This is a genomic window from Flavitalea antarctica (assembly GCF_054461535.1).
The window spans coordinates 427155-447042 of record NZ_JBTLQG010000001.1 but is presented as its reverse complement, the minus strand read 5'-3'; the positions used below and the strand labels follow the sequence as shown (position 1 = coordinate 447042).

Annotated in this window: 15 protein-coding genes; 14 read left to right on the top strand and 1 reads right to left on the bottom strand. The window is 45.1% G+C overall.

Annotated elements, in window-relative coordinates; genetic code table 11:
* The first annotated feature begins 84 nt into the window (after positions 1–84).
* The 6 genes from ACX0G7_RS01485 to ACX0G7_RS01460 all read left to right on the top strand — a co-directional run bounded on the left by ACX0G7_RS01485 (position 85) and on the right by ACX0G7_RS01460 (position 9669).
* Entirely contained in the window at positions 85–657 is a 573-nt protein-coding gene (locus ACX0G7_RS01485) for a hypothetical protein (protein ID WP_458921632.1), read from the top strand.
* Positions 658–864: 207 nt separating this feature from the next.
* Positions 865–4170 (top strand): SusC/RagA family TonB-linked outer membrane protein, encoded by a 3306-nt coding sequence (locus tag ACX0G7_RS01480; RefSeq protein ID WP_458921631.1) that lies wholly within the window; start codon positions 865–867, stop codon positions 4168–4170.
* A gap of 20 nt (positions 4171–4190) precedes the next feature.
* A complete protein-coding gene (locus ACX0G7_RS01475; RefSeq protein WP_458921630.1) occupies positions 4191–5702 on the top strand; it encodes a RagB/SusD family nutrient uptake outer membrane protein in 1512 nt (503 codons plus the stop codon).
* Between the two features lie 93 nt (positions 5703–5795).
* Positions 5796–7994 (top strand): hypothetical protein, encoded by a 2199-nt coding sequence (locus tag ACX0G7_RS01470; protein ID WP_458921629.1) that lies wholly within the window; start codon positions 5796–5798, stop codon positions 7992–7994.
* Between the two features lie 108 nt (positions 7995–8102).
* Positions 8103–8801, top strand: a complete 699-nt coding sequence (locus tag ACX0G7_RS01465) for an SGNH/GDSL hydrolase family protein (protein ID WP_458921628.1) — start codon at positions 8103–8105, stop codon at positions 8799–8801.
* Positions 8802–8895: 94 nt separating this feature from the next.
* On the top strand, positions 8896–9669 hold the full coding sequence (locus ACX0G7_RS01460) for a 3-keto-disaccharide hydrolase (protein ID WP_458921627.1): 774 nt from the start codon (positions 8896–8898) through the stop codon (positions 9667–9669).
* A gap of 190 nt (positions 9670–9859) precedes the next feature.
* Here ACX0G7_RS01460 and ACX0G7_RS01455 read toward each other — a convergent pair whose 3' ends face one another.
* Positions 9860–10882, bottom strand: a complete 1023-nt coding sequence (locus ACX0G7_RS01455; RefSeq protein WP_458921626.1) for an Atu2307/SP_0267 family LLM class monooxygenase — start codon at positions 10880–10882, stop codon at positions 9860–9862.
* A 183-nt stretch (positions 10883–11065) separates the two neighbouring features.
* On the opposite strand from ACX0G7_RS01455, the gene ACX0G7_RS01450 reads away from it, so the two are divergent.
* The 8 genes from ACX0G7_RS01450 (at position 11066) to ACX0G7_RS01415 (ending at position 19815) form a co-directional block, all read left to right on the top strand.
* On the top strand, positions 11066–11689 hold the full coding sequence (locus ACX0G7_RS01450) for a hypothetical protein (protein WP_458921625.1): 624 nt from the start codon (positions 11066–11068) through the stop codon (positions 11687–11689).
* Positions 11686–11997 (top strand): winged helix-turn-helix domain-containing protein, encoded by a 312-nt coding sequence (locus ACX0G7_RS01445; protein ID WP_458921624.1) that lies wholly within the window; start codon positions 11686–11688, stop codon positions 11995–11997. The genes ACX0G7_RS01450 and ACX0G7_RS01445 overlap by 4 nt, the downstream gene beginning before the upstream one ends.
* Before the next feature lie 34 nt (positions 11998–12031).
* Entirely contained in the window at positions 12032–13279 is a 1248-nt protein-coding gene (locus tag ACX0G7_RS01440; RefSeq protein WP_458921623.1) for a hypothetical protein, read from the top strand.
* Between the two features lie 244 nt (positions 13280–13523).
* A complete protein-coding gene (locus ACX0G7_RS01435) occupies positions 13524–14333 on the top strand; it encodes a DUF4241 domain-containing protein (protein WP_458921622.1) in 810 nt (269 codons plus the stop codon).
* Positions 14334–14369: 36 nt separating this feature from the next.
* The gene (locus ACX0G7_RS01430) at positions 14370–15272 is read left to right on the top strand and encodes an ABC transporter ATP-binding protein (protein WP_458921621.1); all 903 of its coding nucleotides are present in this window, start codon (positions 14370–14372) and stop codon (positions 15270–15272) included.
* On the top strand, positions 15269–19054 hold the full coding sequence (locus ACX0G7_RS01425) for an ABC transporter permease/M1 family aminopeptidase (protein WP_458921620.1): 3786 nt from the start codon (positions 15269–15271) through the stop codon (positions 19052–19054). Before ACX0G7_RS01430 ends, ACX0G7_RS01425 begins: the two co-directional genes overlap by 4 nt.
* A 25-nt stretch (positions 19055–19079) precedes the next feature.
* Complete coding sequence (locus tag ACX0G7_RS01420) at positions 19080–19553, top strand: hypothetical protein (RefSeq protein ID WP_458921619.1); 474 nt, start codon at positions 19080–19082, stop codon at positions 19551–19553.
* A 40-nt stretch (positions 19554–19593) separates the two neighbouring features.
* Complete coding sequence (locus ACX0G7_RS01415) at positions 19594–19815, top strand: hypothetical protein (RefSeq protein ID WP_458921618.1); 222 nt, start codon at positions 19594–19596, stop codon at positions 19813–19815.
* Positions 19816–19888: the final 73 nt, after the last annotated feature.

The window sequence follows — 19888 nt, the reverse complement described above, 5'->3', positions numbered from 1 at the left end:
AACACGATAAATTCGTTTGCAGAATGGTTTGGCATTTACCCACCGGTTCAACCACATTTTGCCGATTATAAGCCAGGTTCATATATGAACGGTGGCGTGAATACCATAGTGGCAGGAGAGCTTGCCAAAGCGGCCTTTCAAAACGGATTTGAAACATATGGGGTGGACATCCTTGAGCGATTGATAGTATTGATGAAGAAACATGACGGTGATCTGCCGGTATCATATACGCCTGAAGGTAAAGTAGATGAAGGGATACCCGACAACTGGGGACAGGCGGCAGTTTACAGTGCGCTGATTGAGGGACTAGCCGGGGTAGTCGATAAAAGCTCACAATTTGCAAAGGTTGAAGTATCACCACGTTGGCTGGCTGCGGGTAAAGACAGTGCTGAAGTTTCAGTAGTATACGGTCCGACCGGTACCCATACCAAATATACATATCTGCATGAGCCGAAAAAAAAGAGCATAACCATAAAGGTTTCCGGAAACATGAGAGAAACCGATTTGCGCATCCTTTTACCGTCCACCAGTAAAAAAGTAAGTGCCTGGGTTAACGGCATCAAAGTTCAACCGTCAGTTGAAAGGCATCGATTGAGTCAGTATATGATCATCACGGGGAACAAGGGTTCAGTAGTAGAGATGATACTTACCTATTGACAACTATAAGTGTATTAATCACACCAAACAATCATACAGAGCGCTGGATAACTATGCTGTTTGTTCAATTCTTTTATCAGCATAGTGCAGTATGGAAGGCTTCTTATTAGCTTCTAATTTAGTAGTATCAAATCGCGTTCGTTTGTTATGAACCATTGATATCACGCTGCATCTTCAAACTACTTACTGACATAAAACGAATTGCTTATGCGCTGCACTAAAAGTGTTTCACGGGTTTTTCACTATGGTATTTTCCTCCTGTTGGTCGGCATAATCTTTTGCACAGCCGGTTTTGCACAACAAACGGTAAGGGGAAGGGTTGTCGACAGCGCTTCAAACCAGGGGCTGCCGGATATCAATGTAGTGGTAAAGGGAACCACGCGCGGAGCCATAACGAATGCAAATGGTGAATATAGGATTGCGGCTGCGGAGGGTGAGACGCTGGTGATAAGTGCAGTCAATTATGTACCGATCGAATTGACGGTAGGCAATTCAACAGTATTAACCACGGTTGCCTTAGCCAGCAGCAATGCGAGATTAAATGAAGTAGTAGTTATTGGTTATGGCCAGAGACAACGTAAAGATGTAACCGGTGCCATTTCTCAGGTTGGTGCAAAAGAAATCGAGAAGAGTACAGCGATCTCACCCGAGCTTGCATTACAGGGACGGGCCTCGGGTGTGTTTGTGAGTTCACAGGGTGGAGATCCGCAGGCAAGGGTAACGGTAAGGATAAGAGGTGTGAACACCTTTGGAAATGCAGAGCCCTTATATGTGATCGACGGGGTTCCGATCTATGAAGGAGGATCAGGTGTTACAACAGGTGCAACAGGTGATATACGCTCACCGGTGAATATTTTTTCCATGATCAATCCCCAGGATATCGAATCTGTGTCTGTTTTAAAAGATGCATCTGCATCAGCTATATATGGAGTACGGGCGTCAAACGGTGTCATCATTATCACTACAAAAAAAGGAAAAACCGGGAGACCAAAGGTGGAGCTTAGCTCCACTGTTGGCATCCAAAACATTCCAAAGACATACGATGTTTTAAACACACAACAGTACTATGCACTTACCAAAGAAATGTACCTGGCTAACCCCGATGCGAACACAAGCTATGAACAAAAGTTTGGCCCCCGTTATGATGCCTCGAGCCCTTTGTATGCGGGCAATAATCCAACATATGACTGGCAGAATGAACTCCTAAACAAAGATGCGCTGATCCAGGATCACAGCGTCAGGTTGAGTGGTGGCAGTGAATCAACCACCTACTTTCTTTCCTTTGGTTATTCAAGCCAGGAAAGCCCGTTAAAATCAAATGAATTAAACAGGTATTCTCTCGCGCTAAACGTTGAGTCCAGGATATCCCGTTTTCTTTCAACCGGTGTAACTGTAAGGCTGATCCAGGAACACGCAAAAGTAAATACACAGGCAGACCTCGCAACGATGGCTTCAACGATTCCATTTCAACCAATTTACGATGCTGCAGACAAAACAGGATTTGCTCCGGCAAGTTCTGGTTCATTTGTACCGAATCCTGCTTATGACCCGACCAAACTGGATGCCGGTGCACCTTTTAATTTTGCACCCGGTGATCCGCGAAGACTTTGGGGTGATCAGACCCGATTTAATGTATTTGCATTTCAAACCTATAATGATAATAAGTATGATCTGATGCGTGCACTGGGTAATGCTTATGTTCAGATTGAACCCATACCCGGTTTAAGATTAAGAGGCACATTTGGTGCAGACTGGTACATGAACCTGAGAAAAAGCTGGTCTGACCTCCTGGAAGGATGGCGCTTTTCTCAGACTCCCGGCAACCCATATGCAAATCAGAACGGAGAGGCCAAAGGAAGTTATGGAGAAAGAAGAGGAACTACAACTAACATCAATAAGGAGATATCATTAAGTTATACAAAAACCCTGTTCAGGGATCACAACATTGACGTGATATTGAATGCAAGTGAACAGTATGCACGCTGGGATGTCAGTGATCTGAGCGGCAGGGTAAACTTTACGGATCCCCAGTTCAGATCCATAACCAACCAGCCACCTTATACCCAGGGATTCGCATCTATATTACAGGAGGATGCGCTGATCGGTTATATGGGTCGTATCAGTTATAAATACAGCGACAAGTATTATCTCGATGTTACCATGCGAAGAGACGGATCGTCACGATTGGCTCCTGGCTACAAATGGGATAATTTTCCTTCATTCGCTGCGGCCTGGCGCATCAGTTCAGAAAAGTTTTTCCCGAAAACTGAATTTATCAATGATCTGAAATTAAGAGGAGGCTGGGGCAGGTTAGGCAACGTAAATTCCGCCGGTTTTTACAAATATATATCAGGGGTCTCGCTCACGGCCGACTACCCGCTTGGCTCAGGAAATGGAAACGGTATCGGATCACAGGTCCAGGCCACGAGACTGCCCGATTTTGCAAATACTACACTCACATGGGAAAAGCTCAAAACGTTTAATATTGGCTTCGATGCACAGTTGTTTGATAATCATGTAAGCCTTACCGCGGAATATTATGACAAAACAACTTTCGACATCATACAAAGTGTAGCACTGCCACCCAACACCGGTATTCAAAACAATGCCGACCTCAATGTGGCTACCGTTAAAAATACCGGCTTTGAATTCCAGCTTGGTTACAATACCAGGATATCAGGAATAGATTTCAACTTCAGCGGTAACCTTACTACGGTTAAAAACCGGGTAATATCTTTAAATGGTGGTACACCCATTAACGGTGAGGCCAACCGTGTTGAAGAAGGATACTCGATGTTTTATTTGTGGGGCTATAAGGTTGGGGGTATTTTTCAGAACCAGGCCGAGATTGATGCCTGGAGAAAAAACTATGCGGATGCCAGCATAAATCAAAGCAGAACAAATCCCACCGCCGGATATCAGTACAAACCGGGTGATATGTATTTCCAGGACGTTTACGGTAACCCTAAATTACCGAAGGAGCGGTATAGTAAAACCCCCGACAGTATTATCAATGCCAATGACCGGACCTACCTTGGCAAAACAATTCCCGGATTTTTTTATGGGTTTAACTTCGGAGCAACTTACAAAGGATTCGATGTGAACATCTTTTTCCAGGGGGTGGGGGATGTACAGAAATATAACAGCACACGTGCAGGACTTGAAGGGTTGGGCGGCCTTGCCAATCAATCGGTCACAGCCCTTGATCGCTGGACAACAACGAACCCCTCCACTTCAATGCCGAGGGCAGTGTATAATAATCCCTCTAATCCAACACGGTTCTCGGACAGGTTTGTAGAGGATGCCGGATATCTCCGGTTAAGAAATCTGCAGGTCGGTTACAGTCTTCCAAAACCACTATTAGATAAAACCGGCTTCATCCAGAACATCAGATTTTTTGTGACGGGGGTTAACCTCTTCACCATAACCAACTGGACCGGGCTGGATCCGGAGACGGATTTCAATACGCCAACAACGCGCCAGTTTCTGTTTGGTGTGAATGCCACCTTCTAACCCAAAAAACTTATACCGAAATGAGAAAATCAATATTTAGAATATCGCTGGTATATGTGGTTTTTGCTATTGCTACTATTTTCTATAGTTGTGATAAGAGCAAACTTGATCTTTTACCCCACGGACCAACTGAACAGTCGTACTTCAGTACCGAAAGTGAGTTCAATAAAGCGGTCCTCGGCGTCTATAGTAAACTCACTGATTTCTTTTGGTTCAATGGAGGTCCTGGCAACACCACTGTAACTGTTTTTCTTTTGCCCGGAGATGATATCACTACCAACCAGGGAGGCGAAGAGTTTGAAATATTCAGTATGCAACCAAGTAGTGGAAGACTGGGCTATTTGTACTCCAGGCATTATCAACTGATCAACAGGGCGAATCTTGTTCTTCAGAAAATTGACGGGGACCAGGGAAGTGTTTATACAACCCCAGGCCTGAAAAATTCTCACAAAGGTGAAACTCTATTCCTGAGGGGATACGCATATTATAACCTATGGAACCTGTTCGGCACCTCTCCTTTGGTAACAGAAAGACAGGTAACGCCGGATCAGTTTTTACCACCGGGAACAACGGGTACACAGTTGCTGGACCAGGCAATTAAAGATCTCACGGAAGCCGCCACCCTGCTTCCTGCAACCTGGGATGCATCAAACAGGGGACGTGTTACGGCTGCTTCCGCTAACGGGCTGTTGGGAAAATGCCTGGTGTTCAGGGCTTCAGCGGCCAAAGTGATAGCTGACTACACAGCAGCGATGACGGCTTTTAATAAAATAACCGGGGTCACGCTGCTTTCTAATTTCAGCGATAACTTTTCATACCTGGCAGAAAATAATGCGGAATCGCTGTTTGAGTTTCAGTCTGGCCAGGCCTTCGGGAGTGATAATGTGTGGCTCGATAATGATTTCGATAATGCTGTCGGATCCCTTTCATTTTACTGGGGATTTTATTCCAATAACGGTACCGGTCAACAGGGACAGTCACGTTTTTTCGGAACAACAAAATTATTGAATGCATTTAATGCCGGTGACCCAAGACGAGACAGTACTTTAAATCCGGCTAACAGAAACGTACGGAAATATGTAACCATTGACAAGTTAAACCAGGCAGGTGTGGGCTCGGTTAATAACTACCGGATACTTCGGTTCGCTGATGTGTTGTTGTTGAAGGCTGAAGCAGTGTTACAGTCGAACGGGTCAATCGCTGAAGCCATTGGCTATATAAACCAGGTGAGATCACGTGCCAGAGCTATGGGCACCGGGAGCGAGCCTGCTGATTTCTCTACAACTGAAAGCAACAGGGGGACCATCATGCAATGGATCATGGACGAAAGGCTAAGGGAACTGGCAGGAGAAGGTCAGAGATGGTTCGACCTCCGCAGGTGGCAGATGCAGGGGATCATTAATATGAACAATGCTTTCTTTAGTTCTAACCTGACTACAGTTTCATTTCAATTACCAAGGCATTTAAATTTTCCTATCCCAAGTAGCGAAACGGATGTGAATCCGAATGTTCCGCAAAATCAAGGGTATTGATTTTTTCATATTCAACCAGGTTGCCCCCTGAGTCTTCGGGGGGCTTTCATTTGCGGCGTATCTTCGGCCAGATACTTTCCTAAGACGTTCTGAATGACAAAGCGTAAACCACCGGGCTTAATTCTTCTTCTGAGCATTTATATAATAATGTTTTCTGAACTGTCAGCACAATCCGCTGCAGACTGGTTCGAGTTTCGCCCGGGAAAAGATAATTCCGGGTCCAGGATCAATATGAAACATTGGCTCGATACTCCTGCTGGGAGGCACGGTTTCGTGAATATGAAAGGGAGCGGATTATATTTTGATGATGGGCGGCAAATAAAATTCTGGGGAGTTAATGTTGCAGGCAATAACCCGTTTCCCACCAGTAACCAGGCGGATAGATGGGCCGCATTCATAGCCTCCTATGGTATCAACGCCGTCCGGTTTCACAAGTTTACATGGGAAGCCACAGATGGAGTTTATTCAACCCAACTGAAAAACGACAAATGGAAAAACTTCGATTACTTCTCCTATCGTTTAAAGAAATTGGGTATATATACCGGGTGGTCGCATATATACGGACATCGGGTGTTACCGGGCGATAGCGGTCGATTGCTTGCTTATAAAGAAGTAGCTGCTACCAGATTCCCATGGTCACACCTAAACGGTACAACTGCATCGCTGGTAAATTTTGCCCCGGATTTGCAGGAGTTGAATATTGAACTCACTGTAAATATGCTCAATCACAGGAATCCACATACCGGTCTGCGTTATGCTGATGATCCCGCGCTTGCTTTTGTTGAACTTCAGAATGAAGACAATATTTTCTGGGGGGCAATCAATGAAACACTAAAACAAACACCGACCTACAAAACGTTACTTTGTAACCTCTTTTCCGATTACCTGTTAAAAAAATATAAGTCAGATAGCGCCCTCGTTAATGCCTGGGGCAGATCCAATTTACCACCGGATGAATCACTTGAAAAGAGAAATGTTTTTCCCCAACCCAATCACGGTTTCTTTTCCTCCCAATCCGAAAAAGCCTGGACCACAAATCAGAAACTGCCACAGCATGTAATTGATAAAGCAATGTTCTTATATGAACAGCAACAGTTATTCTATTCAAGATTTGTTACTGCTATCCGGGCCACCGGTTATAAAGGATTGATCATTGGGAGCTGCTGGCAGGCCGGATCTGGCCTTGCACATTTACTTAACCTGCATGCCGACTACCAGGCAGGTGTAATTGACCGTCACAATTATTCCGGTGGTGGAACCGGCCATAGTTTGAAACCTGGCAACGTGCAGAACCAGGCCATGGTCGCCCACCCTGGTAGTGGGTTATTGAGCACCGGGTTTCAGCAGGTGAAAGACCGGCCCTTCTTTTTATCGGAATGGATGAGTTTAATACCGAATGAATGGACCGCTGAAAGTGCACCCATTGTTGCAGTCTACGGGTTGGGTCTTCAGGACTGGGACGGGTCATTTGCCTTCGCGATGGATCATGATCGTTTCACACCGACTATTCAAAGTGGTCACGGAGTTTACAATGTAACATCTCCAACCCAACTCGCGCTGTATCCTGCACTCGCGGCGATGGTATATCGTGGTGACGTGAAACCCGCAGAAATCATTGCTCAAAGGAATGTTGAGATTTCGGAGCTCGCCGAAGGCAGGCTTCCATTTTTTGAAAAAGTTGAACAACAGTCAGACGTTAAACAATTACAATCAACCGTGCCGTTAAGTGCCCTGGCTCAAGGCAGGGTTGTCCTATCTTTTGAGAAAACTCCCGGGAAAAAGGCAAATGCAGGAGTTGTACCGGTCAAACAACCATCTGTCGTTTCAACAACCGGTCAACTGGAGTGGTTTCAGTCTCCCAAAGGATATTTTACCCTCAACACAAGTGGTATCCAGGGTGCAGTTGGATTTAGCAGCGGAAATGAGCTGAAATTCCGGGACCTCAATATCAAAACACAAAATGAGTTTTCAGTAGTGCTGATTCATACTAATGAAAGAAATAACGGCATTACATCAGCGAAAAGTATAATAGTGACCACGGTAGCCAGGGCTAGAAACACCGGTATGCAATACAATGATCAAAGGAATCAATTGCTTGAAACCGGGGAAGCGCCGATCCTGCTGGAGCCGGTTGTGGTCGAATTACAGTTAAAGAAAAGACGCAATAAGGTAGTTTATGTATTGGATCATGTTGGTAACAGGACGGGCCAGAAAGTACCTGAGAGTAACGGAAGATACATTCTCGACGGGCGCAAATACAAAGCAATATATTACGAAATTGCTGCGGAATGAACCAACGTGTTCGGACAAAATTTATGCATATTTACGATCTTAACGAACGTTTTAGTGAAGAGTCGTAAGTTGCAACTGCCCAGGCATCAGCAAGATTAAATTAACACGATGAACAAACGAAGATATCTACTTATCGTTACAGCGGTATTTGCATTAACAGCAACGTTGAACGCGCAGAAAAACAAAACACCTCCGAGGGAAAGTATTGAGTGGCTCGATGTGTGGTTGCCCAACACCAATGATACGGCTTTGCCAAGGATCTTATTGATTGGAAATTCAATAACGAGAGGTTATTATCCGGATGTTCAAAAGCTTCTCGCAGAAAAAGCATTTGTCGGCCGTCTATGTACGTCTAAAAGTATCGGTGATCCCGCACTGTTATCTGAAGTTGAGCTGATATTGAGTTATCATAAATTCGATATCGTACATTTCAATAACGGGTTGCATGGATGGGCATATTCCGAAAGGGAATACATGGCATCGTTCCCGGCATTTGTAAAAACGATCAGGCAGAAAGCGCCTTCTGCCAGACTCATCTGGGCAAGCTCGACACCGGTGCGAAACCGGGCCGACCTCAATACCTTCGATCCAAGGACCGAAAGAATAAAAGAACGAAACAAGATCGCCAGCGATTTCATTACTAAACAAAGCAACATAAGAATAGATGATCTGTGGGGCATTACGATAAACAATGCTGAATTATACCAGGGTGGAGATGGCACTCATCCCAATGCTGCCGGTTATCACAAGTTAGCTCAGCAGGTAGCGTCAGAACTTTCTGTTTTGATCAGCGAACTGAAAAAATGATTTGAGTATGTGGAATGTATTTGTCAAAACCATTTGTTACCCGGTTTACATCCATTCACTTAATAACGCAGTGCAGGTCACTAAAACGCGGTGCATGTCATTACCCGGAATCTCAACATTATACCGGACATGTCTTATGTTGCTGGTGGGCACCTTAAGCAACTGCACGACAGCAGGACAACAATCCCCGGAGAAAGACGGGTTTGTGAGGATATTTGATGGAAAAACGCTCAATGGTTGGGAAGGCGATCCAACTTACTGGAGAGTCGAAAACGGAAACCTGGTGGGAGAGATTACCCCTCAGACAATCGTAAAACATAACACTTTTATTATCTGGCGCGGAGGGCGACCTGCCAACTTCGAACTAACACTTGAATACCGTATTACAAAAACAGGAAACAGTGGCATTAACTATAGGAGTGAAGAATTGAAAGATGTGCCTCATGTTTTGAAAGGCTACCAGTCAGATATTGATGGTCAAAATCAGTACACCGGACAAAACTATGAAGAGCGGGCAAGGGCCACACTCGCATACATTGGAGAAAAGGTCACTATCAACGCGATGAACACCGCGACCGATAGTTTAAATAAATATATAACTAACAATGCCTGGACACAAAGGACTGTAACGGGATCTTTGGGCGACCCGAATACTTTGAAATCAAAAATTAAGGTTGATGACTGGAATACCAGTCATCTAATCATCACGGGAAACCGGCTTCAGCATCTGATTAATGGAATTGTCATGAGCGATGTAACTGATGATGATCCGGTAAACAGGAAGCAGGAAGGATTACTTGGCGTACAAGTACATGTAGGGCCGCCTATGAAAGTTGAATACAGAAATATCTTTCTCAAAACATTATAACACCAGCAGTCTGGATCGCATTCGCTGATGTTCATCAATACCAGATATGCCGACGTCCCTCAATACCAGCTTCGCTGATGTTTTTCAATATCGGATTTCCTCTTGCTATTCAATGTAAGATTATCCGCGCCTTTCGCGAACTATGGGGAAGATGTAAATCGCATGCCGACGCGCCGGATTCGATCAGGTGTCATTGCTTACTCCTGATCAATGGAATTACTTTTTTACCGATCAGCTCTATCGATGCCATCAGCTGTGAGTGAGTGAGGCCGGCGTTATCCATTTGGAATGTAAACCTGTCGATGCCACCGAGTGCCTCACTATGTCGCAATAATTTTTCAGCCACCTGTTCCGGTCCTCCCAGAACCAGTACTCCTTTCGGACCAGACAAGCTATCAAATTGTGACCTTGTAACCGGTGGCCACCCACGTTCCCTGCCGAGTTTTGTCCAGAGCTCAGCATACCCGGGATAATAATCGGAAATAGCCTGGCCATTGGTAGCAGCCACATAACCTGGAGAATGAAGACCAACCTTAAGTTGTTCAGGCTTGAAGCCGGCGATGGCGCCAGCCTGGCGATAAAGATCAATCAACGGGCGAAAGCGATGTGTTTCGCCACCAATAACTGCAACCATCAGTGGAAGACCAAGGCTTCCTGCCCGCGCAAAAGACGCTGGTGTTCCGCCTACACCCAGCCATACCGGGAGTTTTGCCTGAAGGGCGCGCGGGTAGACAGGTAAATTTGGTATGGACGGCCTGAATTTGCCTGACCAGTTCACAAATTCGTTTTCATTGATTTTCAATAACAATTCAAGCTTCTCTTTAAACAATGCATCATAGTCATCCAGGCTGAAGCCGAAAAGGGGATAGGCTTCAACAGAAGAACCGCGGCCCACCACCAGTTCGGCCCTTCCTTTTGAGATCAGGTCCAGGGTAGCGAAACTCTGGTAAACCCGGACCGGATCAGCAGCGCTTAGTACAGCAACGGCACTACCCAGCTTGATACGTTTTGTTCTTGAGGCAGCCGCGGCAAGAATAACCACGGGCGCAGAGTCAAGAAATTCTTTTTTGTGATGTTCACCGATGCCAAAAACATCGAGTCCTGCTTCATCAGCAAAAGCAATTCTATCAATCAATTGTTCCATTGCATCAACACTGCTGAGTGAATTACTGCCATACATTGCAGACGCGAAACTGTCTATACCTATTTCCATAGTACTATGATCCGTTGAAGTTTATAAACGATATTCTCCAAATGTTGATAAAGCGATAAAGATAAACGAAAAATCTAAGTCACAACATCGAACGTCCCTCACCTAAAGCCAGAAATTAATATTGCCAATTGCTTTGGAAAACTAAAAATTTCCAATTAACTTTGAATTGCAAAGTACTTTTATATGAAAGAAGACCAGGATTATATCCGCGATATAGCTGAGATGCGTTCAATGATGGAGCGTACTTCGAAATTTATGTCGCTTTCCGGTTTGGCAGGTGTAATGGCTGGTTTATATGCACTGGCCGGTGCTGTTATCGCATACCTGGTCTTTGATTTCCCCGCGGTACAACTCGCTCAGCGCTTGTCACCCGGGGATCTTCCTCCTGTGATCTTTCAAATCATTTTGTTGGCCATCCTGGTCTTAGTGATGTCTGTAGGTACGGCAATCTTTCTTTCATCAAAAAAAGCTGGTAAAAATGGTGAACGGATCTGGAATGCTACGTCCAGGAGGCTGTTGATCAATATGGCTGTTCCACTTGTCACCGGCGGATTGCTGATACTTATTTTGATTGCAAGGGGAATGATAGATTTTATAGCTCCCTTCACACTGATATTTTATGGCCTGGCGCTGTACAACGCCAGCAGGTTTACATATGAAGAGGTGAGGAGCCTTGGCATAATCCAGATAGTACTCGGTTTGATAAGTTCGTTTTTTGTTGAGTACGGATTAGCCGCCTGGGCTTTGGGTTTTGGACTGTTCCATATTATTTATGGCATTTACATGCATTACAGGTACGAAAGATGAAAATAGTCATAGATAATTTTCATAAAGCTTTTGAAAGCAGGATCAGGCTAAGTATCATGTCGGCACTGGCAGTAAATGATATGCTTGATTTCAATTCACTGAAGGAGTACCTGGATCTCACCGATGGGAATCTCGCCAATCATCTTAAGACCCTGGAAAAAGAAGCATTCATTGACGTAAAAAAATCATTTGTCGGTAAAAAACCCAACACAAAATATTTTATGACAAAGGCAGGAAAAAAAGCATTCGATAATCATCTCAAAGCCCTCGAGGATCTGATAAAAAGAAATACCAGGAAAAACGGCTGATAAATTATCGCGATAACGGTGTAAAACCAGGATCATGAAAGAAGACATACTTGCTCATTTAAACGAGCCCCGCGAACTTGAAAAGATGTATCGCAATAATAAGGCTCCATTCAAACGCGAGTTCACCACGCTTTATCCGCAGGTAAAAGGGAATGTCGTTGCTGACTTCTGGAACGAGCGATTGAATTACGACAATGAAGATATTAACTGGGGCTCGCGGGTGGATGTAATTTTTGTTATCGTAGCGTCACTGATCGCAGGTTTGATTGCAAAGCTGCCAGCGCTTGTAAACATAGACGAACAATTTTTCTACACAAGGAATGTGGGTTTCATCATCTTTCCGGTTTTGACTTTCTATTTTGCCTGGAAGAATAAACTGGAGCTGAGCAAGATTGCTACAATTGCCGGTGCAACTATTGTCGCCCTCATATTCATTAATATGCTTCCCGGCAAAAAAGACAGTGATGTTCTTGTATTATCGTGTATACACATGGTCTTGTTTCTATGGTCGATACTAGGGTTTTCTTACGTGGGCTCGTATCGTAATAACGAAGAGCGAAGGCTGAGCTTTCTCAAATATAACGGCGACCTTGTTGTGATGACCACACTTATTGTAATTGCGGCCGGAATTCTGAGCGGAATTACCATAAACCTTTTTTCATTAATCGGTCTTGATATTGAAAAAGTATATTTTGAGAACGTGGTGATCTTCGGACTTCCTGCGGCACCTATAGCTGCTTCCTATCTAATACAAACAAATCCGCAGCTGGTAGGAAGGGTTTCGCCGGTAATTGCCAAATTATTCAGTCCACTCGTGCTGGTGATGCTGCTTATCTATCTTGGCGCTATGATCTATTCCGGTAAGGACCCTTATAATGACCGGGAATTCCTGATGATATTTAACTTGTTGCTGATCGGGGTAATGGCCATCATCTTCTTTTCTGTTGCCGAAACATCAGCCGGCGGCAAGAGCCATGCTGAATTATGGGTGCTGTTACTTTTATCGATAATAACGGTTCTGGTTAACGGAGTAGCCTTATCAGCAATTATCTTCCGCATAGCGGGATTAGGTATTACGCCAAACAGGGCGGCCGTACTGGGTGGTAATGTGCTGATACTGATCAATCTGTTGCTGGTAACGATTAAGTTTTTCAGGGTTGTTTCTGCAAAAGGGAATATCAATGAAGTGCGGAAAGCTATCACTGTTTACCTCCCGGTTTATTTTTTCTGGACGATTGTTGTGACATTTCTTTTTCCATTAATATTTGGTCTTAATCAATAATATAATCTCCCAATGCCGATTATCATTCTGCTTATAGTTCATGGGTTAGCCATGTTTAAAATCAGTCACCAGAAAGATATTTTTTTGACCGGAAACTTTGAAATGCAAAGTTCTTTTAAATCTAGGAATAGTGGTTTGTGGCCTGCTTGTTTGTGGCCTGCTTCCCCACATACAGGCAAAAAGAAAACATTATAAACCGGTTGATAAAAAGTTCATTTAAAATAGCACTTAAAAAATTCGCTCAATGAAATTGAATAAGAAAGCTCAGGCAGCCCGTTCAGGAATTACGAAGGTTCAATACCTGTTTGTTCTCAATGTACTGTTAGTTGTGATAGCCTGTAATGATCATCCCGTTCAGGTTGATCAGCGAAAGTATTCAACCGAATTACTTGATACTATCAAATCCGAACCCCCAAAAATTGTAGCTAAACCTGAGCTTTTCGAGTCGGCTTTTATAAAAGGAACGACTCAGTCAGTGAACAAGAATATATTCCAGCTATATGGTATCACGATTGGTAAGTTAGAAGTGACCAGCGGCTATATAATTGCATGCGACCCGCTGCACATGGATGAGTACGGAATACCTTTTACCCAGTTGTTTCCGACAGGGGAGTTTCCGGTTCAGCTTTCCATAGCAAAATTCAAGAACCAGGAAAGCATCGCTTTTATCAGGATCAACTTCAGCGGAGAACCGGTTCAAAAATGGGAGTTTGCTTTACAAAAAGGGCAGAAGCCTTTGCCAATTGGGGGGGAAGAAATGCCCGGATATTCAGTGGACGCCGGGGTAGGGATATTCATGGATAAGGATGCATACAAAGTATTTGACAAAAGGGCAGCGGAGAGCATGGAAAGTGAGATTTTTAAACAAATGGAAAATCATTCTCATTACAAATGGAGATATGCGATGCACAATTTTGGGAGCCACAACCTGGCGGCATTTACTACAGGACTGGGTGATGGATATTACGCCAGTTACATTGGTTTTGATGCCAATGGAAATCCCTGCCGGTTATTGACTGATTTCGGACTGTTCGATTGGAAAACCGCAAAATAGAGAATACTAAAAAAAAACAGCCACAGATTTAAAGGAATGAAATTACAAATCACCAATATTTCGAAGACTTATTCTAACGGAGTACGCGCGCTTGAGAACGTAACGCTTACCATTCCTTCGGGTATGTATGGACTGCTCGGGCCAAATGGTGCCGGTAAGTCTACCCTGATGCGGATCATAGCAACCTTGCAGGAGCCAGACGATGGAAGCATTCAACTTGGTAGACTGGATGTGTTAAACCAAAAGGATGAATTAAGGAAGACGCTTGGCTACCTGCCCCAGGAGTTTGGTGTTTATCCTAAAGTCAGTGCCGAAAACCTGCTTGATCATTTCGCTGTGCTGAAAGGTATTACCGGCCGGAGCGCGCGCAAAGAAGTGGTGCAGTCACTGCTTATGAAAACAAATTTGTGGGATGTGCGAAAACAAAAGTTGGGTGGCTATTCCGGTGGTATGCGTCAGCGTTTTGGTGTTGCGGTTGCCTTGTTGGGAAACCCGAAGTTGTTGATCGTGGATGAACCCACTGCAGGGCTTGATCCGGCAGAGCGGGTCCGGTTCCTGAATTTCCTGAGTGAGCTTGGAGAAAACAGTGTTGTGATCCTGTCCACACATATTGTTGATGACGTTGCTGAATTGTGCACTAATATGGCAATCATCAATAAAGGCAGGATTTTGCTTGAAGCAGAACCATTGCAGGCAGTCTCGCAGCTCAGGGGAAAGATATGGCGCAAAATCATCAGCAAAGACGAACTGCCCCGGATATCCAGCGAACACAAACTGATCTCCACTAAGTTGCTTAGTGGCAAAACGTTGGTGCAGGTATATCATTCTGAACGCCCGGCACCTGGCTTTGAAGCGGCGGAAGCAAACCTGGAAGATGTTTATTTTACTACCATGGCGGGCCACCTGGGAGACGTTCGCAAAAAAGAGAAGGTTTTATGAAACATATCCTGATCATAGAACACAGCGGATGGATCAGATTCAGGGAGATTTTTCTATTCGAAGTAACTTATCAACTTCGCCGTATATGGACCTGGCTCATATTTGCAGCACTGCTTGCCGTATCGTTTCTTATGACCAGGGATGGATCACTGTCAGAGGCACTGCATGATGACTTCTTTGTGAATTCACCGTTTGCCGTCGCAAAGACAACTGTATTCGGGAGTCTTGTCTGGCTTATGGCGGCTGCCATGGTTGCCGGGGATGCTGCAGCAAGGGATGTCACAACGGGCATGTATAATCTTACTTATTCGATGCCCTTACACAAGGCTCAATACCTGGGAGGGAGATTTCTTGCGGCATTTATCATCAATGCAATGATTCTTCTTGCCGTCCAGGCAGGCATTCTTCTTGGTATTTACCTTCCCGGCGTGGATGCAGTACTTCTTGGACCCTTCCGGCCTGCAGCTTACCTCACTGCTTATTTTTTTATTGCGCTGCCGAATGCTTTTGTCGCGACGGCAATCCAGTTCTCACTTGCCGCAAAAAGCGGCCGGCCAATGGCAGCCTATCTCGGCTCTATGATCCTGTTTTTTATGTCATATGTGGTCGGCCTTTTTCTTCTTTTCCAGGGAAGACAGCACCTCGCCAATATCCTCGATCTGATAGGCGTACATTTTATCCTGTCTGAATTATCACATTTATGGACGCCGATCGAGAAAAGCACCAGATTGTTAGCATTGGAGGGAACAATTCTCCGCAACCGGTTTCTGTGGCTCGGCATTGGTATGGCAGTACTAACGGTCACCTATATCTGCTTTCGTTTTGTTCATCGTGCAGAGGGCAACCTGGTTGACTCCTTCCTGGCTTATCTTCGTGCACGCGCGGCTGCCTTTACTTCCACAGCGCGACGTTTTCCCAGACAAACCGCACCAGGTACTACAATTGAAAATTCCGCTATCCAACCGGCAAGTTCTTTTACGAGGCCAGTTGTGCCGGATCATAATTATGGCACTGTGTCATTTGATTTTGCCTTCTCCCTGCGACAAACCTGGGCTATCGCCTGCGGATCATTTAAATCGATCACTAAAAGCTGGGGTGGAATTGCACTGCTCGCTGTCATTCCTCTGCTTACAACGGTTGTAATCGTAGACCAGATGGTCATCAATGAAGTTCCGATGTTACCGAAAACCGGTAGGGTTCTTGCCGAATTGACAACATCTTTATCAGCAGAGATGAATCGTTGGGTAATCGTTCCCCTTATGATCATATTTTTTGCAGGCGAACTGGTGTGGCGGGAAAGGGACGCCCGCATGGCTGAAATTATGGATACAATGCCGGGCTCGGAATGGCCGCGATTCTTTGGTAAGTTCCTTGGTTTGGGACTAGTGATCCTGTTGTTCCTTGTTTTACTTGGGGTCTCCGGAATCATTGCTCAAACGATGATGGATTATCATGAATTCGAGTTGTTACTGTACCTGAAAACATTGTTAGGTCTTCAGCTTCCCGAGTACCTGATATTTGCCATACTGGCCATGTCATTACATGTGTTTGCCAATCAGAAATATATAGGGCATCTGCTTTCAATCATGTGTTATGTATTCATTACTATGTCACCGCTGTTTGGCATCGAGCATGACCTGCTCATTTATGGATCCGGGCCAGGTTGGACATACACAGAAATGAGCGGTTTCGGCGATTCGATAGGACCATGGTTATGGTTCAAATTATATTGGGCAGCATGGGGGGTGATTTTTTCTATACTTGCCAGGCTATTATGGATCCGTGGTTCCGAATTGGAGTGGAGGTCCCGGGTTCGTCTTGCACGGAAACGTATCAATACAAATCTAACCTGGACTTTCGCAATTGCACTGGGACTGGTTGTCACCATTGGCGGACTCATCTTTCATAATACCAATGTGCTAAACACCTATCAAAACTCAGCTGGTATTATCGAACATAAAGCCGAATACGAAAAAACCTATGGCCGGTATGCGGGTATACCTCAACCCGTGGTTACCGCTTCAAATCTCGAAGTCAGCATTTATCCACAACGTCGTCTGATTGAAATTAGCGGATCATATAATTTAGTGAATAATCGCCAGGAGCAAATTGATTCGATCCACCTCATCATTATGCCAGGAGGCGGAACCAAATCAATCTCTTTTGACAGACCTTTCACCGCCGTTCACTATAACAGGTCACCAGGTGCGCCAGGGCATGATCATGGTTATCGCATTTATCGGTTAGGCACCCCGCTAAAGCCGGGTGATTCATTGAAACTTAGTTTCGCGGTCCGGATCGAAAGGCGGGGTTTCAGCGTGAACGGGGTCGACCCATCTGTCGCTGAAAACGGAACCTATTTTTTCACTGCAAAATTTCTTCCTGTTGTCGGTTATCAAAGAGATCGGGAACTCACGGGAACGGCCGAGCGCGCGGCACAACATCTCCAACCACGTCCGTTTATTGCTTCTTTGTACGATGCAGAAGCAACCAAAGGAGTAGCACAACGGATCGATTTCCAGGCAACAATAAGCACGGACGCGGACCAGGTGGCAATAGCACCCGGAGTACTGAAAAAAACATGGACCAGTAATGGAAGAAGTTATTACAAATATGTCAGTGATGCTCCGATCGGTGGCAGTCAATATATTTTTTCAGCCAGGTACGCGGTTCACCAGTCAACATGGAAACCAGCAGACATGTGGAAACCAGCAGACAATGGAGCGTTGCCGGATCCTGTCGACACGGGCACGGTTGCAATCATGATATATCATGACCCAAGGCACAACGGTAATGTTGATCGCATTGTCAGGAGCGTAAAGGCTTCACTGGATTATTATACTGCACAATTCGGCGCTTATCCCTACAAGCAGGTCAGTTTTGTGGAGCACCCTGGTGATGGTGACGGTGCAGGCATACATGCTGTGCCCGGAATGCTCATCATGGAGGAAGGTTTTGCATTCTGGAGTCCCAAAGATGAACCAGGCAGTCTCGACCTTCCTTATGCCGTGGTCGCTCATGAGATGGCTCATCAGTGGACAGTGCCTTACGCAAATGCGGAAGGGGCACCGGTACTTTCAGAAAGTCTCGCCTGGTATTACGCCATGAAAGCTGTCGAAAATTCAAGGGGTAAAGAGCAACTGGAACTCCTCAGGCATTTTATGAGGCAGCCACATCCACATCCGCCTATTCGCCGCGGGGAGCCATTACTCCGCGGGCTGGACCCTTATATGTCTTATCGCCGCGGGCCTTTTGCCTTATATGCACTAAGTGAATACCTGGGTGATGATAGTCTGAATGCAGGGCTTCGCCGGCTGGTTGAGAAGCATAGGTCCCGTAACGCACCGCTGGCAACAACGCTTGACCTGTTTGCGGAACTGAAAGTTGCGACGCCTGATTCACTTCGTTACCTGCTTCATGATTTATTCGAGGTTAACACCTTCTGGGAACTCGAAATTGAGCACAGTAATGCAAGGCAGAGCAGCCCGGGTACCTGGCAGGTAGATCTACAGGTAAATGCAAAAAAGCTCGTGTTTGACAGTGCGGGCATTGAAAGCGAAACCCATATGAATGATTGGGTAGAAATCGGAATTTATGGAGAGCGGGTACAGGGAGTTGAACCGGACAAACCCGTTTACCATCAGAAGCACCGCATTCGCTCCGGCAGGCAGGTAATAACGGTGACGACTAACCGAAAACCTAACCTGGCCGGGATCGATCCACGCTATCTGCTGATCGATCTCCAAACTGAAAATAACACCAGGGGAGTGACAGTGCTTTAGTAATAAGTATAAATCAATCAGACAAATGAGTATTTCTGCAAAACTTGATCATCTTCATTCCCGGGTAAGACAAAATAAATGGTTGCGTTATTTCGCAGTCTTTAACCGGGTAGGGCTTGCTCTTGGATTTCTGCCTTCCGGATTCGTGAAAATTGCAGGTGAGCGCTTCACCGACTTGTCAGTGAAGCATCCGATGGGGAATTACCTCGAAGCTTTACACAGGACAGGATTTTATTACACATTCGTCGGGATTCTCCAGGTGACAGCCGCTATTTTATTGTTCATTCCAAGGACAGCAACGCTCGGCGCACTGCTCTATTTTCCCATTATTCTGAACATTTTCGTGCTCTCCATGGCGGTTCGGTTTGAAGGTTCATGGGTTAGTTCACCATTAATGGTCCTGGCTAATCTCTACCTGCTCTGTTGGGAGTATCACAAATTAAAAATGATTTTTCCATGGGAGAAAACACAGCTTAAACTTGAAATACCTGGTAACTGAAAATGGGTATTGCCGATTACTAATAAATCTGAAAGTTGAAATGAAAGCGATCCCGATCTTAATCTTTGCAATCCTGCTGTTTTTGACTGCCTGCGAAATAATGCCGCGCAATACAAAGGCTGATTGCCTGCTGCAATGTAAGGACAGTGACAAGTCAAAAGCCTGCATAGAATTCTGCGATTGTATTCATGAAAATGGCCGCCCTCTTGATTCATGCCTGGATGATTATGAAAAGGCCCCGGCAGACAGTCTTGCAAAATGAAAATTCCGGGAAACATGCAAAACTGTTGTTTCAGCACTGGCTCGTCCCGGCTTTGATCAACCTGAATACAATT

Coding starts and splice junctions, on each gene's coding strand:
- ACX0G7_RS01435 (WP_458921622.1), top strand. CDS start 13,524: ATGAAATTGAATAAGAAAGCTCAGGCAGCCCGTTCAGGAATTACGAAG.
- ACX0G7_RS01460 (WP_458921627.1), top strand. CDS start 8,896: ATGTCATTACCCGGAATCTCAACATTATACCGGACATGTCTTATGTTG.
- ACX0G7_RS01485 (WP_458921632.1), top strand. CDS start 85: ATGAACGGTGGCGTGAATACCATAGTGGCAGGAGAGCTTGCCAAAGCG.
- ACX0G7_RS01415 (WP_458921618.1), top strand. CDS start 19,594: ATGAAAGCGATCCCGATCTTAATCTTTGCAATCCTGCTGTTTTTGACT.
- ACX0G7_RS01430 (WP_458921621.1), top strand. CDS start 14,370: ATGAAATTACAAATCACCAATATTTCGAAGACTTATTCTAACGGAGTA.
- ACX0G7_RS01445 (WP_458921624.1), top strand. CDS start 11,686: ATGAAAATAGTCATAGATAATTTTCATAAAGCTTTTGAAAGCAGGATC.
- ACX0G7_RS01480 (WP_458921631.1), top strand. CDS start 865: ATGCGCTGCACTAAAAGTGTTTCACGGGTTTTTCACTATGGTATTTTC.
- ACX0G7_RS01440 (WP_458921623.1), top strand. CDS start 12,032: ATGAAAGAAGACATACTTGCTCATTTAAACGAGCCCCGCGAACTTGAA.
- ACX0G7_RS01425 (WP_458921620.1), top strand. CDS start 15,269: ATGAAACATATCCTGATCATAGAACACAGCGGATGGATCAGATTCAGG.
- ACX0G7_RS01420 (WP_458921619.1), top strand. CDS start 19,080: ATGAGTATTTCTGCAAAACTTGATCATCTTCATTCCCGGGTAAGACAA.
- ACX0G7_RS01475 (WP_458921630.1), top strand. CDS start 4,191: ATGAGAAAATCAATATTTAGAATATCGCTGGTATATGTGGTTTTTGCT.
- ACX0G7_RS01465 (WP_458921628.1), top strand. CDS start 8,103: ATGAACAAACGAAGATATCTACTTATCGTTACAGCGGTATTTGCATTA.
- ACX0G7_RS01455 (WP_458921626.1), bottom strand. CDS start 10,882: ATGGAAATAGGTATAGACAGTTTCGCGTCTGCAATGTATGGCAGTAAT.
- ACX0G7_RS01470 (WP_458921629.1), top strand. CDS start 5,796: ATGACAAAGCGTAAACCACCGGGCTTAATTCTTCTTCTGAGCATTTAT.
- ACX0G7_RS01450 (WP_458921625.1), top strand. CDS start 11,066: ATGAAAGAAGACCAGGATTATATCCGCGATATAGCTGAGATGCGTTCA.